The 15,836-nt window shown below is 75.0% G+C and carries 16 protein-coding genes; 12 read left to right on the forward strand and 4 right to left on the reverse strand.

The genetic code is table 11. From position 1 onward, the window contains the following. The first annotated feature begins 31 nt into the window (after positions 1-31). Positions 32-1,465 (forward strand): MFS transporter, encoded by a 1,434-nt coding sequence (locus ACYVDA_RS19260; RefSeq protein WP_460820122.1) that lies wholly within the window; start codon positions 32-34, stop codon positions 1,463-1,465. Here ACYVDA_RS19260 and ACYVDA_RS19265 read toward each other — a convergent pair. Then, complete coding sequence (locus ACYVDA_RS19265; protein ID WP_460820123.1) at positions 1,449-2,189, reverse strand: NUDIX hydrolase; 741 nt, start codon at positions 2,187-2,189, stop codon at positions 1,449-1,451. The genes ACYVDA_RS19260 and ACYVDA_RS19265 overlap by 17 nt on opposite strands. Before the next feature lie 61 nt (positions 2,190-2,250). Here ACYVDA_RS19265 and nadA point away from each other — a divergent pair, with 61 nt between their 5' ends. The 10 genes from nadA to paaE all read left to right on the forward strand — a co-directional run bounded on the left by nadA (position 2,251) and on the right by paaE (position 12,280). Further along, the gene (nadA, locus tag ACYVDA_RS19270) at positions 2,251-3,255 is read left to right on the forward strand and encodes a quinolinate synthase NadA (protein WP_460820124.1); all 1,005 of its coding nucleotides are present in this window, start codon (positions 2,251-2,253) and stop codon (positions 3,253-3,255) included. Further along, positions 3,252-4,901, forward strand: a complete 1,650-nt coding sequence (locus ACYVDA_RS19275; protein ID WP_460820125.1) for an L-aspartate oxidase — start codon at positions 3,252-3,254, stop codon at positions 4,899-4,901. Before nadA ends, ACYVDA_RS19275 begins: the two co-directional genes overlap by 4 nt. Beyond that, on the forward strand, positions 4,898-5,809 hold the full coding sequence (gene nadC, locus ACYVDA_RS19280; protein ID WP_460820126.1) for a carboxylating nicotinate-nucleotide diphosphorylase: 912 nt from the start codon (positions 4,898-4,900) through the stop codon (positions 5,807-5,809). The genes ACYVDA_RS19275 and nadC overlap by 4 nt, the downstream gene beginning before the upstream one ends. A 51-nt stretch (positions 5,810-5,860) precedes the next feature. After that, a complete protein-coding gene (locus ACYVDA_RS19285; protein WP_460820127.1) occupies positions 5,861-7,060 on the forward strand; it encodes an MFS transporter in 1,200 nt (399 codons plus the stop codon). Between the two features lie 34 nt (positions 7,061-7,094). Next, complete coding sequence (locus ACYVDA_RS19290; RefSeq protein WP_460820128.1) at positions 7,095-7,997, forward strand: NAD-dependent epimerase/dehydratase family protein; 903 nt, start codon at positions 7,095-7,097, stop codon at positions 7,995-7,997. Positions 7,998-8,354: 357 nt separating this feature from the next. After that, positions 8,355-9,323, forward strand: a complete 969-nt coding sequence (paaA, locus tag ACYVDA_RS19295) for a 1,2-phenylacetyl-CoA epoxidase subunit PaaA (RefSeq protein ID WP_460820129.1) — start codon at positions 8,355-8,357, stop codon at positions 9,321-9,323. After that, positions 9,320-9,688, forward strand: coding sequence for a 1,2-phenylacetyl-CoA epoxidase subunit PaaB (gene paaB, locus ACYVDA_RS19300; protein WP_460820130.1), 369 nt, complete (start codon positions 9,320-9,322; stop codon positions 9,686-9,688). The genes paaA and paaB overlap by 4 nt, the downstream gene beginning before the upstream one ends. 11 nt (positions 9,689-9,699) lie before the next feature. Further along, positions 9,700-10,635: a 1,2-phenylacetyl-CoA epoxidase subunit PaaC gene (paaC, locus tag ACYVDA_RS19305; RefSeq protein WP_460820131.1), complete on the forward strand. Its 936-nt coding sequence runs from the start codon at positions 9,700-9,702 to the stop codon at positions 10,633-10,635. Further along, positions 10,632-11,201 carry a 1,2-phenylacetyl-CoA epoxidase subunit PaaD gene (paaD, locus tag ACYVDA_RS19310; protein WP_460820132.1) on the forward strand — a complete coding sequence of 190 codons (570 nt, stop codon included), beginning with the start codon at positions 10,632-10,634 and terminating at the stop codon, positions 11,199-11,201. The genes paaC and paaD overlap by 4 nt, the downstream gene beginning before the upstream one ends. Positions 11,202-11,203: 2 nt before the next feature. Beyond that, complete coding sequence (gene paaE, locus ACYVDA_RS19315; RefSeq protein WP_460820133.1) at positions 11,204-12,280, forward strand: 1,2-phenylacetyl-CoA epoxidase subunit PaaE; 1,077 nt, start codon at positions 11,204-11,206, stop codon at positions 12,278-12,280. Positions 12,281-12,375: 95 nt separating this feature from the next. On the opposite strand, the gene ACYVDA_RS19320 is transcribed toward paaE, so the two are convergent. Further along, complete coding sequence (locus tag ACYVDA_RS19320) at positions 12,376-12,978, reverse strand: TetR/AcrR family transcriptional regulator (RefSeq protein WP_460820152.1); 603 nt, start codon at positions 12,976-12,978, stop codon at positions 12,376-12,378. A 37-nt stretch (positions 12,979-13,015) separates the two neighbouring features. Further along, complete coding sequence (locus ACYVDA_RS19325; RefSeq protein WP_460820135.1) at positions 13,016-13,486, reverse strand: MarR family winged helix-turn-helix transcriptional regulator; 471 nt, start codon at positions 13,484-13,486, stop codon at positions 13,016-13,018. A 174-nt stretch (positions 13,487-13,660) separates the two neighbouring features. On the opposite strand from ACYVDA_RS19325, the gene ACYVDA_RS19330 reads away from it, so the two are divergent. Next, positions 13,661-15,070, forward strand: a complete 1,410-nt coding sequence (locus ACYVDA_RS19330; RefSeq protein WP_460820136.1) for a chloride channel protein — start codon at positions 13,661-13,663, stop codon at positions 15,068-15,070. Here ACYVDA_RS19330 and ACYVDA_RS19335 read toward each other — a convergent pair. Continuing rightward, positions 15,002-15,811, reverse strand: a complete 810-nt coding sequence (locus ACYVDA_RS19335) for an IclR family transcriptional regulator (RefSeq protein ID WP_460820137.1) — start codon at positions 15,809-15,811, stop codon at positions 15,002-15,004. The genes ACYVDA_RS19330 and ACYVDA_RS19335 overlap by 69 nt on opposite strands. Positions 15,812-15,836: the final 25 nt, after the last annotated feature.

Consider the following 15,836-nt stretch of genomic DNA (forward strand, 5'->3'; position numbering starts at 1 on the left):
GTTTCCACAGCCAGCCTCTAGGTTGCTGGCTATGCAGATGCAGAGCCAGCGAGTCGCCCGTGCCGTGCTCGCCGTCACCGTGGGGGCGGCCTTCCTCTCCAGCCTCGACCTCTTCGTCGTCAACGTCGCCTTCGACGTGATCGGGCGCGACCTCGGCGTCGGTCGACCGGGCGGGCCGACGGCCGGCGACCTGAGCTGGGTCCTGAACGCGTACGCCGTGGTCTTCGCCGCGCTGCTCGTGCCCTTCGGCCGGCTGGCCGACCGCTACGGGCGGCGTCGGCTGTTCCTGCTCGGGGTGGCGCTGTTCACCGCGGCCAGCGCGGCCTGCGCGGCCGCCGGCGACGTGTGGGTGCTGGTCGGCTTCCGCGGCCTCCAGGCGGTCGGGGCCGCGGCGATGACGCCCACCAGCCTGGGCATCCTGCTCGCCGCGCTGCCGCCGGAGCGCCGGCTGGTCGGCGTACGGATCTGGGCGGCCGTCGGCGCCGTCGCGGCCGCCATCGGTCCCACGGTCGGCGGCCTGCTCACCGAGCTCTCCTGGCGGTGGGTCTTCCTGGTCAACGTGCCCGTCGGCATCGTGATCCTGGTGGCCGCCGTCCGCGTGGTGCGCGACGAGCCGGTCGACCACGACGCGCCGACCCCCGACCTGCTGGGGGCCGGTCTGATCGCGGGCGCCGTCGGCCTGCTCGCGCTCGGCCTGGTGAAGAGCCACACGTGGGGCTGGACCTCGGGCCGCACCTGGTGGGCGCTGGGGCTGGCCGTGGTCCTCGCCGCGCTCTTCGCGCTGCGGTCCTCGCGGCACCCGGTGCCGGTGATCGACCCCGCGCTGCTGCGGGTGCCGAGCTTCCGCTGGGCGCTGCTGGCGATGCTGCTGTTCAACGTCAGCTTCGCGGCCAACCTGCTGGTCGGGGTGCTGTGGATGCAGCAGGTGTGGGGGTACGGCGTGCTCCGCGCCGGGCTCGGCGTCGCCGTCGGCCCGGTGATGGTGCCGGTCACCGCCGCCCTGGTCCAGCGGTTCGCCCCGGGTGTCGCGCCGGGCCGGCTGGTGGCGCTCGGCTCGGTGGTGTGCGCGGTCGGCTGCTGGCTGGCGGCGCTGCGGATGGGCGGCTCCCCGGCGTACGCCGCCGACTACCTGCCGGCCTGGTTGGTCGGGGGTGTCGGCGTGGGTCTGGCGCTGCCCAACCTGATGGCCGGCTCCACCCACGACCTGCCCGCCTCGATGTCGGCCACCGGCAGCGGCGTGGTCACGATGGCCCGCCAGATCGGGTTCGTGGTCGGGGTCAGCGTGCTGTTCGCGCTGGTCGGTGACGACGTCGGCGCCGCGGCCGTCGACGGCTTCCGCAGGACCTGGACGGTGGCGGCGGTCGTGCTCCTGCTGGCCGCGGTCGCCGCGCTGGGCATGCGGACCCGGGCTGTCCGGGAGCCGGTGGCCGCCGAGGCGGTTGCGGGCGTCAGTCCGGCGGCCTGAGGACGGCGTACGGGTCGGTGACCGTGAGGGTGTGCTCGCGGAACCGGTAGACCAGCGCCGGACGCCCGCCGCTCGGCCCCGGCGCGGCGGTCGCGCCCGTCGGCTCGACCATCGCCCGCCGGGTCATCACGCGGGTCAGGTTGGTGGTGGTCACGGCGTGGCCGAGCGCCGCGCTGACGATGTCGCGCATCACCGGCATCGTGAACTCGTCGGGTGCGAGCGCGAAGCCGATGTTGGTGTAGCTCAGCTTGGCCCGCAGCCGGTCGGTGGCCGCCGCGACGAAGTGGTGGTGGTCGAAGGCGGTCGCGGGCAGGTCGGCGACGTCGAACCACGCCGTGTCCGGCGGCAGGGTCGGGGTGGCGTCGACCGGCACCAGGGCGAGGTAGCCGGTGGCCAGCACGCGCTCGCGCGGGTCGCGGTCGACCCGGCTGTGGGTCGCGACCTGCTCGAGCCAGGAGATCTCGCGCACGTCGACCTTGGCCGCGAGGTGGGCCGTGATCGCCTCGCGCAGCCGCTGGTCCGGGCGTACGCCGCCCCCCGGCAGCGCCCAGCGACCGGCGTCCGGGTCCTGCTCGCGCCGCCACAGCAGCACCGAGAGCCGGCCCTCGCGCACGGAGAGGACCACGGCGAGCACCTCGTGGGCGAAGCCGGCGAACCCCGACGCACCCGTCGGCCCGCCGGTCGTCCCGCCCGCCGGTTCGTGGTGGGGACCGGGGGTGGGCATGGCGGTCATGCTAGCGTCGGCCGTGGTTGTTGCCTAACAGTCGAAAACCCCGGGAGAACCCATGAGCGCCCAGCCCGTCGAGACCGGCGAACCCCGCACCGGGTGGCCGCACCCCTGGCAGGAGGAGGTGCGCCGACTGGCCCGGGAGCGCGACGCCGTCGTCCTGGCGCACAACTACATGCGCCCCGAGATCCAGGACGTCGCCCACCACGTCGGCGACTCGCTGGCGCTGTCGCGGATCGCCGCGGAGACCGACGCCAGCACGATCGTGTTCTGCGGCGTGTGGTTCATGGCCGAGACCGCCAAGATCCTCAAGCCCAGCAAGACCGTGCTCGCCCCGACCGCCGAGGCCGGCTGCAGCCTGGCCGACTCGATCACCGCCGAGCAGGTGCGCGCGTGGCGGGCCGAGCACCCCGACGCCGTCGTGGTGGCCTACGTCAACACCAGCGCGGCGGTGAAGGCCGAGGTGGACTACTGCTGCACCTCCTCCAACGCCGTCGAGGTGGTCGAGTCCATCCCGCGCGACCGCACGGTGCTGTTCCTGCCCGACCAGTTCCTGGGCGCCCACGTGCGTCGCCAGACCGGTCGCGACAACCTCAAGGTGTGGCTGGGGGAGTGCCACGTGCACGCCGGGATCACCCCGGCCGACGTGCGCCGCCAGGTCGCCGACCACCCCGAGGCCGAGCTCCTGGTGCACCCCGAGTGCGGGTGCGCGACCTCGGCGTTGTGGCTCTCGGGCACCGGTGACCTGCCGGCGGGGCGCACCCACGTGCTCTCCACCGGCGGGATGCTCGAGGCCGCCCGCACGATGACGGCGCCGACCGCGCTGGTCGCGACCGAGGTCGGGATGCTGCACCAGCTCCGCCAGGCCAACCCGTCCACGACGTTCCTGGCCATGAACGACCAGGCGTCGTGCCGCTACATGAAGATGACCACGCCCGAGCTGCTGCTCGCGACGCTGCGCGGGGGCGGTGACGAGGTGCACGTCGAGGCCGACGTCGCCTCCCGCGCCCGCCGCGCCGTCGAGCGGATGCTGGCGATCGGGCAGCCCGGGGGCGGGGAGTGAGCGCGCCCGAGGCCGTCGACGTCGTGGTCGTCGGCGCCGGCGTCGCCGGCCTGTCCGCCGCGCTGGGCCTGCACGCCGCGGGCCGCAGCGTCCTCCTGGTCTCCTCCGGCGAGGGGAGCACAGGGTGGGCCCAGGGCGGGGTCGCCGCGGCGTACGCCGAGGGCGACGATCCCGTCGAGCACGCCCGCGACACCGCGCTCGCCGGCGCCGGGATGTGCGACCCACGGGTCCTGGACTGCCTGGTCGAGGAGGGGCCGCAGCGGCTGGCGGAGCTGATCGGCCTGGGGGCCCGCTTCGACCGGCGACCCGACGGGCGCCTGGAGCGCGCCCGGGAGGGCGGGCACCACCGCCACCGCGTCGTGCACGCCGGTGGCGACGCGACCGGTGCCGAGGTGCTCCGCACGCTGGTCGCGGCGGCCGACGTGGCCCGGGAGCGGGGCCTGGTCCACCGGCGCGACACGCGCGTGGTCGGGCTGACCCGCGGGGTCGGGGGCCGGGGTCCCCAGGTGACCGGCGCGCTGCTCGAGGGGCCCGGCGGGCCGGTGGCCGTGCGGGCCCGCGCGGTCGTGCTGGCCACGGGCGGCATCGGGTCGGCGTACGCCGTGACGACGAACCCGTCCGGCGTGACCGGCGAGGGGGCGGCGCTGGCCCTGCTCGCCGGGGCGACCCTGCGCGACGCGGAGTTCGTGCAGTTCCACCCCACCGCGCTGCACACCGGCGCCCGGCACGGTCAGGTGCCGCTGGTCTCGGAGGCGCTGCGCGGCGAGGGCGCGATCCTGCGCGACCACGAGGGCCGCCCCTTCATGGCCGGGCGGCACCCGCTGGCCGACCTGGCGCCCCGCGACGTGGTGGCCCGCGCGGTCCACGAGGCGATGACGGCCGCCGGCGAGGACCACGTCTGGCTCGACGCGACGGGCGTGGCCGAAGTGACCCGCCGGTTCCCGACCATCGCGGCGTCCTGCGCGCGGGTCGGGCTGGACCCGGCCGCCGACCTGCTGCCGGTCTCGCCGGCCGAGCACTTCTGGTGCGGAGGCGTGGCCACCGACCGCTGGGGCGCCACCGACGTCCCCGGCCTGCACGCCGTCGGCGAGGTCGCCGCGACGGGCGTCCACGGCGCCAACCGGCTGGCCTCGAACAGCCTGCTCGAGGGGCTGGTGGTCGGGCGCCGGCTCGCCGCCCGGCTCGCCCTGGAGCTGCCCGAGGCGGCCGTCGGGGAGCTGCCGGCAGCGGTCCTCGGATCGGCGGCCTCCGCGCCCTCGACCCCGCACCCGGCCCCGCCCGAGCCCGACCGTTCCCCGCGTGCGGCTGGGCCCGGCCCGGCCTCACCAACCGTCGACGCCGTCCCGGCGGTGCGGAGGATCCAGCAGGCGATGAGCGCCCACGCCGGGGTGGTGCGCACCGCGGAGGGGCTGGCCGAGGCCGCCCGGGTGCTCGCGGACGGGTCCGCGGGCGACCCCGTGCGGCTGGTGGCCGGGGCCGTCGTGGCCGCGGCGGCCGCGCGCGAGGAGAGCCGCGGCGCCCACTTCCGCGCCGACCACCCCACCACCTCGGAGCGCTGGCGCCACCACGTGACCGTGCGGCTCGACGAAGACGGCGCACCCCGGGCCGACACCTCGACCGACCCGGCCGTCGGGAGGGTCGCGTGATCGCCGCGACGAGCGGGTCCGCGGACGTCGCGTCCCGGCTGACCGCCGCCGGGCTCGACCCCGACGCCGTCCTGGGCCTGGTGCGGGCGACGCTGGCCGAGGACCTCGGCGAGCGCGGTGACCTGACCTCGGACGCGACGGTTCCGGCGGAGGCCTGGCTCGACGTGCGCTACGTCGCCCGCCAGCCCGGGACCGTCGCGGGACTGCCGGTGCTGGCCGCGATGGTGGCCGACACCCTGGGGCCGGAGGCGAGGTTCGCCGCGCACGTCGAGGACGGCGCCCGCGTCGGGCCCGGCGACGTGCTGGCCTCGTTGGGGGCGCCCGCGCGCGGGGTGCTCCTGCTGGAGCGCACGTCGCTGAACCTGCTCAGCCACCTGTGCGGCGTGGCCACCGCCACCGCCGCCTGGGTCGCGGCGGTCGAGGGGACGGGTGCGCGGGTGCGCGACACCCGCAAGACGATGCCGCTGCTGCGCGCGCTGGAGAAGTACGCCGTCCGCTGCGGCGGCGGCGTGAACCACCGCTCCGGACTCCACGACGGGGTGCTCATCAAGGACAACCACGTCGCCGCGGCCGGAGGCGTCGGGCCGGCCCTGGACGCCGTCCTCGCGCTGCCCGTGGCCCGTGAGGTCCCGGTGCAGGTGGAGGTCGACGACCTCGACCAGCTCGACGAGGCGCTCGACCACGACGCGCCCCAGGTGCTGCTCGACAACTTCTCGCTCGAGGACCTGCGCGAGGCCGTGCGGCGCACGCGGCTGCGCGCCCCCGGCACGCTGCTCGAGGCCAGCGGCGGCCTCACCCTCGAGGTCGCCCGGGCCGTCGCCGAGACCGGGGTCGACCTGCTCGCCGTGGGCGGCCTGACCCACTCCGCACCCGCGCTCGACATCGGGCTCGACGAGGGCCGGGACTGAGCGCCCGCCCCGGCGGAGGGCCGCCTCGCGCCGGGGAGGACGATCGAGCGTGTGCCTGCCCCGCGGATGACCCGTGCCCTGACCCTGCTGTTCGCCGTGGCCGGCGGGGCGGCGGTGGGCAACCTCTACTGGGCCCAGCCGCTGCTGGACGAGATCGCCCGGTCCTTCGGGGTGGCGCAGGGGGTGGCCGGGCTGCTGGTCACCGTCACCCAGGTCGGGTACGCCGTCGGCATCTTCCTCGTCGTGCCGCTGGGGGACGTCGTGGACCGTCGCCGCCTGGTCCCGGGCGTGCTGGTCGCCTCGGGGGTGGCGCTGCTCGCGGCCGCGGCGGCACCCGGCTGGGGACTCGCGCTGGCGGCGCTCACCCTGGTCGGTCTGACCTCGGTCGGGGCGCAGCTGCTGATCCCGCTGGCCGGTGACCTGGCCGATCCCGAGCAGCGCGGCCAGGTCGTCGGCACGATCGCCTCCGGCGTGCTGATCGGGATCCTGCTCTCGCGCACGATCAGCGGGGTGGTCGCCGACCTGCTCGGCTGGCGGGCGATCTACGTGATCGCCGGCGCGGTCGCCTGGGGACTGGCCCTGGTGCTCCACCGCGTGCTGCCGACCCTCCCGCCGCGCGACCACGTGCCGTACGGCCGGCTGCTGCTCTCCACCCTGGCCGTGGTTCGCACGGCCCGCGCCGTCCCGGTCACCCTGGTCCTCGGCGCCTGCGGGTTCGGCACGTTCTCCATGCTGTGGACCGCGATGACCTTCCTGCTCACCGGGCCGCCGTACGACTACTCGCTGACCCAGATCGGGCTGGTCGGCCTCGCGGGCCTGGCCGGGGCGCTGGCTGCGCGGGGAGCCGGCAGGCTGCACGACCGCGGGCTCTCGGTGCCGGCCACGGGCTCGCTGCTCGTGCTGGGGATCGCGGCCCTGCTGCTGGCCGGCGCGGGGCAGCGCCACCTGGTCGTCCTGCTGGTCGCGATCGTGCTCTTCGACGTCGCCGTGCAGGGCGCGATGATCCTGAACCAGACCCGTCTGCTCGGCGTCGACCCCGAGGCCCGCAGCCGGATGAACACCGCCTTCGTGACCAGCAACTTCATCGGCGGCGCCATCGGCTCGGCCCTGGCCGGCGTGCTGTGGCACGTCGGCGGCTGGTGGGCGGTGATGGTCGGCGGCGTCGCCGTGCTCGGGGTGGCGCTGGTGGTCTGGGGCCTGGGGCGGCGCGCGCTGGGTGCGGTCAGCCCGGCCCGTCCGCACGCCCGCTGAGGGACGTGTGGGTGCCACGGGGTACGAAGGGCCCATGCGCATCTTCTTCACCGGCGGCAGCGGCAAGGCCGGTCACCACGTCGCCCCCTTCCTCGCCTCCCTCGGCCACCAGGTCACCAACGCCGACCTCGTCCCGCTCGGCCACGACGACGTCGCCGACCTCAAGGTCGACCTGACCGACGGCGGGCAGGTGTTCTCCGCGATGGCCGGGCTGGCCACGATGGACGAGCTGGAGCTCGACCGGGCGCCGGCGTACGACGCGGTGGTGCACTTCGCCGCCGTGCCCCGGATCCTGCTGACCGACGACGCCACGACGTACGCCACCAACGTGCTCTCGACCTTCCACGTGCTCGAGGCCGCCACCCGGCTGGGCATCCGCAAGATCGTGTTCGCCTCCTCGGAGACGACCTACGGCATCTGCTTCGCCCAGGGCGAGCGCAAGCCCGTCTACGTGCCGGTCGACGAGGAGCACCCGACGGTGCCCGAGGACGCCTACGCGATGTCCAAGGTGGCCGGCGAGGTGACCGCGCGCTCGTTCCAGCGCCGCACCGGCGCCGACGTCTACGGCCTGCGGATCAACAACGTGATCGAGCCCCACGAGTACGCCGAGATGTTCCCGCCGTTCCTCACCGACCCCTCGCTGCGCCGACGCAACGTCTTCGCCTACATCGACACGCGCGACCTGGGGCAGCTGGTGCAGCGGTGCCTGGAGACCGACGGCCTGGGCTACGAGGTCTTCAACGTCGCCAACGCCGACATGTCGGTGGCCGCCACCACCAAGGAGGTCCGCGAGCGGTTCTACGAGGGCGTCGAGGTGCGTCGCGAGATGGGGCGCGACGAGACCTTCTACGCCATCGACAAGGCGCGTGAGCTGCTCGGCTACGAGCCCGAGCACTCCTGGCGCGACGTCCTGGACGACCCGGGGCGACCCGCCTGAGCGACCCGACGCGCCTGCGACCTCAGCGGTTGAGCAGGAGCAGCAGCACGCCCGTGACGACGAGCGAGAGCAGGATCGAGCCGAGGCAGCCGAGACGGTTGCTGAAGAAGAAGAACATGCGGGTCTCCTGGGTGGCGGGCGTGGTCGGGCACGGTCCGGCGTGGACCGGTCGGCCCGGCCCGCGTGGCGGGACAGTGCCCGCCGGCCCGGCACGCAACCCGGGGGGTGGCGGTGACCTGGGTCTCCCGCCCCCCGTGCGCCGGCGGCCCCTGCTGATCCCGGCCCGGCCCGTGGACACCGCCGGCGACCGCGCGTAGACTTTACCGACCGATCGGTCAGGAAATAGCTGGAGGCCCCGTGAGCGTCACCGCACCCCCGTCGCCGGCCACGTCCCCCGGGGGCGAGGACGACCTGCAGGACGCCTTCGACCGGATCATCGCCCGGCACGACCGGATCGAGCCGCGCGACTGGATGCCGGAGAAGTACCGCGCCACGCTCGTGCGCCAGATCGCCCAGCACGCCCACTCCGAGATCATCGGGATGCAGCCGGAGGGCAACTGGATCACCCGGGCGCCGTCCCTGCGCCGCAAGGCGATCCTGCTGGCCAAGGTGCAGGACGAGGCCGGCCACGGGCTCTACCTCTACTCCGCGTGCGAGACCCTCGGCGTCTCGCGGCAGGAGCTGACCGAGAAGCTGATCTCGGGGAAGCAGAAGTACTCCTCGATCTTCAACTACCCGACCCTGTCGTACGCCGACGTCGGCACGATCGGCTGGCTGGTCGACGGCGCCGCGATCGCCAACCAGGTGCCGCTGTGCCGGACGTCGTACGGGCCCTACGGCCGCGCGATGATCCGGATCTGCAAGGAGGAGTCCTTCCACCAGCGCCAGGGCTTCGAGCTCCTGATGACGATGATGCGCGGCACGCCGGAGCAGCGCGCGATGGTGCAGGAGTCGGTGGACCGGTTCTGGTGGCCCGCGCTGATGATGTTCGGCCCGCCCGACGACGACTCGCCCAACACCGCCCAGTCGATGGCGTGGGGGATCAAGCGCGACACCAACGACGAGCTGCGGCAGAAGTTCGTCGACATGAGCGTCCCCCAGGCCGAGCGGCTCGGCGTCACGCTGCCCGACCCCGACCTGGTGTGGAACGCCGAGCGCGGCCACCACGACTTCGGTCAGCCCGACTGGGACGAGTTCACCGCCGTGGTGAAGGGCTCCGGGCCGTGCAACACCCAGCGGGTCGCGCACCGCAGGCAGGCCCACGAGGACGGCGCCTGGGTGCGCGACGCCGCCACGGCGTACGCCGCCCGCGGAGCGTCCGCATGAGCGAGGGCAGCGACTTCGCGGCCGACGGCGGGCACGGCGCCGTCCCCCTGGAGGGCGTCCCGACCGGGCTGGGGGAGAGCCCGCGCGGGGAGTGGCCGCTCTACGAGATCTTCGTGCGCGGCAAGCGCGGGCTCAACCACGTGCACGTCGGGTCGCTGCACGCGGCCGACGACGAGATGGCGCTGCGCAACGCCCGTGACGTCTACACCCGACGCAACGAGGGGGTCAGCATCTGGGCCGTGCGCGCGGACCTGGTGGTCGCCTCCAGCCCCGACGAGCGGGACCCGCTGTTCGCGCCGTCGGGCGACAAGGTCTACCGCCACCCCACCTTCTACGACGTCCCCGACGACGTCCCCCACATGTGAGGGCTGAGCCGGTGAGCGACCACGAGAGCGTGTACGACGGCCTGCTGGCCCACGAGGGCAGCGGCGCCCCCGGCGACGAGTCGCAGTGGGCCTTCGGGACCTCCTTCGAGGACCCCCTGGCCGGCGTCGACACGACCCTGCCCGAGGGCGTCGACGCCGGCGTGCTGGCGGCGTACTCCCTGATGCTGGGCGACGACGCCCTGGTCCACTCCCACCGCCTCTCGCAGTGGGCGAGCCGCGCGCCGGACCTCGAGGAGGACATCGCGCTGGCCAACGTCGCGCTCGACCTGCTCGGCCAGGCGCGGCTGCTGCTCGCGCGTGCCGCCGCGGCCGACCCCGGGCTGGTGCCCGTCCTCCCCGAGGGATCGCCGGTGCCGCCCGAGGACGCGCTGGCCTTCTTCCGCGACGAGGCGGCCTTCCGCAACGTGCGGCTGGTGGAGCAGGAGAACGGCGACTTCGCGGTCACCGTGGTCCGCCTGCTGGTCGCCAGCACGGTCCGGCTCGCGCTGGTGCAGCGGCTGACCGGCAGCCGTGACCAGGTGCTGGCGGCGATCGCGGCCAAGGCCGTCAAGGAGCTCACCTACCACCGCGACCACGCCGGTCGCTGGTGCGTGATCCTGGGCCGGGGCACGCCCGAGTCCCGGCAGCGGCTGCTGGCCGGGCTGGCCCTGGTGTGGCCCTGGCGCGAGGAGCTGCTGACCACCCACCCGGTCGAGCGGGCCGCGGCCGAGCAGGGGGTCGGGGTGGACCCGGCCGAGCTGGTCGAGGAGGTGGACGCCGTGCTCGACCAGGTGCTCGCCGCGGCCGGGGTGCCGCGTCCCGACCTGCCCCCGGCGGGCCTGGTGTCCGGCGGTGCCGGTCGCGACGGTCGGCACACCGAGGCGATGGGCCGGTTGCTGGCCGAGATGCAGGTCGTCGCGCGGGCGCACCCGCGGGGGCTGTGGTGAGCGGCCCGGGGCGCCACCACGCCGGCTCGACGCGGTTCCGGGAGCGGGCCGGGGGCTCTTCGACGGGCTCGGGACCGGCCCGCGCCGCCGACCTCGCCGGCTCGGTGCGCGACCCGGAGATGCCGATGCTGACCCTGGCCGACCTGGGGGTGCTGCGCGAGGTCGTCGTGGACGACGACGGGCGGGTGGTCGTGACCATCACCCCGACGTACTCCGGCTGCCCGGCGATGGCGACCATGCGCGACGACCTCGTGCACGTGCTGCGCGACCACGGGTACCCCCACGTCGAGGTGCGGGTCAGCCTGCACCCGGCGTGGACGAGCGACTGGATCAGCGAGCGGGGCCGCACGGCGCTGGCCGCGGCCGGGATCTCCGCCCCGGGTCCCGCACCGCGCCACGACGGCCCCGTCCCGCTGACCCTGCTGCCCGTGCGACGCGACCTCGCCTGCCCGCGCTGCGGCTCCCCGCGCACGGAGCTGACCTCGGAGTTCGGGGCGACGTCCTGCAAGGCGGTCTACCGCTGTGCCGACTGCCGCGAGCCCTTCGAGCACGTCAAGGAGATCTGAGGATGACCCTCACGCCGGCACGGGCGCGCACGACCTTCCACGAGCTGCGGGTGGCCGCCGTCGAGCCGCTCACCGACGACGCGGCCGCGGTGACGTTCGCGGTCCCCGACGACCTGCGCGACACCTTCGACTTCGCCGCCGGCCAGTCGCTCACCCTGCGGCGGGTGGTCGACGGCCAGGAGCACCGGCGGTCCTACTCGATCTGCGCCCCGGCCGGCGCGGCCCCCCGCATCGGCGTGCGCGAGATCCCCGACGGGCTGTTCTCCCACTGGCTGGTGCACGAGCTGGCGGTGGGTGACGTGGTCGAGGTGCAGGCCCCCTCGGGCAGCTTCCGGGCCGACCCGGCCGCGGGCGGTCGGCACCTGTGCATCGCCGCCGGCTCCGGCATCACCCCCATGCTCTCGATCGCGGCCACCGTGCTGGCCCACCCCGGTGCGCGGGTGACGCTGCTCTACGGCAACCGCACGACCGGGTCGGTGATGTTCGCCGAGGAGCTGGCCGACCTGAAGAACCGTCACGGCGCCCGGCTCGAGCTCGTGCACGTGCTGTCGCGCGAGCCCCGCGACGTCGAGCTGTTCTCCGGCCGGCTCGACGCCGAGCGGCTGCGGCGCCTGCTGACCGTGCTGGTGCCGGTCGACGACGTCGACCACGTCTGGCTGTGCGGCCCGTTCGGGATGGTCGGCGACGCCCGCGACGTGCTCACCGAGCTGGGGGTCGCCCCGGACCGGGTCCACGCCGAGCTGTTCTTCGTCGACGAGCCCCCGCCGGCCCCTCGGCGTACGACGGAGGAGGTGGGGGGCGACCGCTGCGAGGTGACGATCGTCCTCGACGGTCTCTCCACGGTCGCGCCGATCGCCCGCGACGTCACCGTGCTCGACGGCGCCGCCGCCACCCGCGGCGACCTGCCCTTCGCCTGCAAGGGCGGGGTCTGCGGCACCTGCCGGGCGCGGGTCACCGACGGTGAGGTCGACATGCGCCGCAACTACGCGCTGGGCGACGACGAGGTCGAGCGCGGCTTCGTCCTGACCTGCCAGTCCTTCCCGGTCAGCGAGCAGGTCACGGTCGACTTCGACGCCTGACGCCCGCCCGACGAGTCCCCTCGCGCGCCAGGTGGGCCTCCTCGGCCGCCGGACGAGCCCCCTCGGGCGCCAGGTGGGCCTCCTCGCGGGAGGTGTCAGCGGCGCAGCAGGCCGGCGAAGGCGAGGTCGGCGACGGTGGTGGCGAGGTCGTCGGCGTCCAGGGAGCCGTGGGGGTCGACCCACTCGACCAGGGAGTTGACCATCCCGAAGAGCAGCCGGCTGATCACCACGGGGTCGAGGTCGTCGCGGACGTCGCCCTCGGCCACCGACCGGCGCACGAGGCCGGCGACCCGGTCGTCGAGCTCGCGCCGTCGGCGTACGGCGTCCAGCTCGACCTCGCTGTTCCCGCGCACCCGCAGCAGCAGCGTGACCGCCGGCAGGTGGTCGACCAGGATCCGCACCGACGCGAGGACCAGGGTGCGGAGCCGCACGACCGCCCGGTCCTCCGCGGCCGGGTCGACGGCCCGGTCGACGGCCCGGCCCAGCGCGACCAGGGCCTCGTCGAGCGCGGTGGAGAGCAGGTGCTCCTTGCTCGGGACGTGGTGGTAGATCGCGGACTTGCTCAGCCCCAGGTGGCGGGCCAGGTCGCCCATCGAGGTGGCGTCGTAGCCCTGCCGGTTGAACAGCTCGACCGCCAGGCGCAGCACGGTCTCCTGGTCGTAGCCGGGCCGCCCCCGCCTCGCCCCCTCGCCCGCCATGGGGACCACGCTCTCACGGTGCCGGCGCGGCCGGGGCTCACCAACCGAGGCTGGTGGGCAGCTGCTCGGGCGCCTGGTCGACCGCGTCGGCGAAGGTGTCGAAGGCGCGCACGAGCTCGGCCGCGGGGGAGGTCATCCGCTCGACCGCCCGGGCGATCTCCCCGCGTCGGCGTGCGGTCACCTCGGCGACGACGTGGTGGCCCTCCTCGCTCGGGGCGATCACCACCTGGCGACGGTCCTCGGCGTTCTCGGTCCGGGTCACCAGGTCGGCCGCGAGCAGGCGGTCCACGGTGCGCAGGGCGGTGGAGGAGGCGACCCCCAGCCGGGTCGCCAGGTGGTGCAGGCTCACCGGGCCGTCCTCGGTCAGCACCACCAGCGTCCGGAACTGGGTCATGGTCAGCGTCTCCTCGACCTCGGCCAGCGACCGCGACGACACCGCCACCAGGGCCCTCGAGGCGCGGAGCACGGCGTTGACGACCTGGTCGTGAGGGTCCGGGGCGTCACCCATGCGCGTGGTCCCCGACGGTCTGGTCCGCGCGGGTCTGGTCCTCGGGGTCGTGCGGTGAGCCGTTCATCCTCGCCATCATCCCAGCGTCACCTCCATTTGTCTTCGTCCCTGCAATCATTGCACAATGCAAGAATGATGTCCGTCGCCCCGTCAGTCCCGTCCCGAGCTGCTCACGTGCGCCGGGTCGGCCCCGGACAGCTCGCGCTCCTCGGGCTGGCCCTGGCGGTGGGCCTGGGCGCCGGGCTGGGGGCGGTGGTCTTCCGCGAGATGATCGTGGGGCTGACCCGGCTCTTCAGCGGGCACGCGGACTACGCGGCCGCCGGGCACGCGGCCAACCCCCTGGTGCCCTGGCTGGGGCCGTTCTTCGTGGTGCTCGCGCCGGCCGTCGCGGGTCTCCTCTACGGCCCGCTGGTCCACCGCTTCGCCCCCGAGGCCCGCGGTCACGGGGTCCCCGAGGTGATGCTCGCGGTGGCGCGCCACGGCGGTCGCATCCGGCCCCAGGTGGCCCTGGTCAAGTCGCTCGCCAGCGCGCTGTGCATCGGGGGCGGCGGGTCGGTCGGGCGCGAGGGTCCGATCGTGCAGATCGGCTCGGCGCTGGGGTCCTCGCTGGCCCAGGTCCTGCGCCTGGACGAGAGCCGGGTCCGGCTCCTGGTCGCGTGCGGCGCGGCCGGCGGCATCGCGGCGACCTTCAACGCGCCGCTGGCCGGGGTCTTCTTCGCGATGGAGCTGATCCTGGGCGCCTGGACCGCCGAGTCGTTCGGGATGGTGGTGGTCGCGTCGGTGACCTCGAGCGTGGTGGGCCGCGCGGTCCTCGGGGACTCGCCCTTCCTGCGGCTGCCCGCGCTGCACGTCACCCACCTCGTGCAGTACCCCCTCGTCGCCCTCCTCGGGGTCCTCGCCGGGGTCGTCGGCGTCGGGTTCTCCCGGGTGCTCTACGCCGTGGAGGACCTGTGCGACCGGGTGTGGCGCGGCCCGGAGTGGCTGCGCCCGGCGGTCGGCGGGCTCGTGCTCGGCCTGCTCCTGCTCGCGCTGCCCCAGATGTACGGCGTCGGCTACCCCGTCCTGGGCGACGCCGTCGCCGGGAGGTACGCCGTGGCGTTCCTGCTCGCGCTGCTGGTGGGCAAGGTGCTCGCCTGCAGCCTCACCATCGGGATCGGAGGGTCCGGTGGCGTGTTCGCCCCCAGCCTGTTCGTGGGGGCGATGCTCGGGGCGGCCTTCGGCGCCGTGGTGCACCAGCTGGCACCCGGCGCCGGGGGCTCGCCCGGCACCTACGCCCTGGTCGGGATGGGGGCGGTCTTCGCGGGGTCGGCCCGGGCCCCGATCACCGCGGTGGTCATCCTGTTCGAGCTGACCGGCGAGTACACGATCATCCTGCCGATGATGCTCGCCATCGTGCTGGCCACCGGGGTGAGCCACCTGCTGTCCCACGACACCGTCTACACCCGCAAGCTGCTGCGTCGGGGCATCGATCTCGAGGGGGTCCTGGTGGCGGCCGACCCGGCTGCGTCGGCACCCTCAGGCGGGGCCCCGGTCGGGTCGGTCGGCCAGGCGGGCGACGTCCGGGGTGCGACGGGCGCTGGGTGACCCCAGCACCCGCGAGATCCCGCGGGCACCGGCCCGCACCAGGGCGACCAGCTCGCTGCGGCGGCCCGGGTCGTGGGCGACGACCACCGACAGGGCGGCGACCACCTGGTCGCGGGCGTCGCGGATCGGCGCCGCGACCGACATGGCGTCCTCGGTGACCTGCCGGTCGCTGGAGCACCACCCGTCCCGCCGTACTCCGGCCAGGGTCCGCCGCACCTCGCCCGGCGCCGTCACCGTCCAGGGGGTGTACGCCGCGAGCGGCTCGCCCAGCACCCGCTCCTGCACCTCCCGCGGGGCGTGCGCGAGCAGCACCAGACCGCCGGCCGTGGCGTGCAGCGCGAACCGGCCGCCGACCCGGACCAGGGTCCGCACCGCGTCGCGCCCGGCCAGGCGCTCGACGTAGACGACCTGGTCGTCGTCGAGCACGGAGAGCTGCACGTTCTCGTGGGTGGCCTCGTAGAGGTCCTCCAGGAACGGCAGCGCCGCCTCGCGCAGCGGCAGCCCGCGCGGGGCGAGCGAGCCGACCTGCCACAGCTTGAGCCCCACCCGCCAGCGCCCGTCGCCGCCGCGCTCGAGGGCGCCCCAGTCCTCCAGCTCGGCCACCAGCCGGTGCGTGGTGCTCAGCGGCATCCCGGCGGCGCGGCTGAGCTCGGACAGCGTGAGCCGCGGGTGCTCGGCGCTGAAGTGGTCGAGCAGTCCGAGCAGGCGGCTGCTGACGCTCGGACCGGGCCGGGTGGTCACCGGCCCACCCAAGCACCGACGAAGT

The organism is Nocardioides korecus (genome assembly GCF_054778395.1).

Excerpts from the sequence above, each read along its gene's own strand:
- ACYVDA_RS19260 (WP_460820122.1), top strand. The coding sequence starts at position 32 with ATGCAGATGCAGAGCCAGCGAGTCGCCCGTGCCGTGCTCGCCGTCACC.
- ACYVDA_RS19265 (WP_460820123.1), bottom strand. The coding sequence starts at position 2,189 with ATGCCCACCCCCGGTCCCCACCACGAACCGGCGGGCGGGACGACCGGC.
- nadA (WP_460820124.1), top strand. The coding sequence starts at position 2,251 with ATGAGCGCCCAGCCCGTCGAGACCGGCGAACCCCGCACCGGGTGGCCG.
- ACYVDA_RS19290 (WP_460820128.1), top strand. The coding sequence starts at position 7,095 with ATGCGCATCTTCTTCACCGGCGGCAGCGGCAAGGCCGGTCACCACGTC.
- paaB (WP_460820130.1), top strand. The coding sequence starts at position 9,320 with ATGAGCGAGGGCAGCGACTTCGCGGCCGACGGCGGGCACGGCGCCGTC.
- paaE (WP_460820133.1), top strand. The coding sequence starts at position 11,204 with ATGACCCTCACGCCGGCACGGGCGCGCACGACCTTCCACGAGCTGCGG.
- ACYVDA_RS19320 (WP_460820152.1), bottom strand. The coding sequence starts at position 12,978 with ATGGCGGGCGAGGGGGCGAGGCGGGGGCGGCCCGGCTACGACCAGGAG.
- ACYVDA_RS19325 (WP_460820135.1), bottom strand. The coding sequence starts at position 13,486 with ATGGGTGACGCCCCGGACCCTCACGACCAGGTCGTCAACGCCGTGCTC.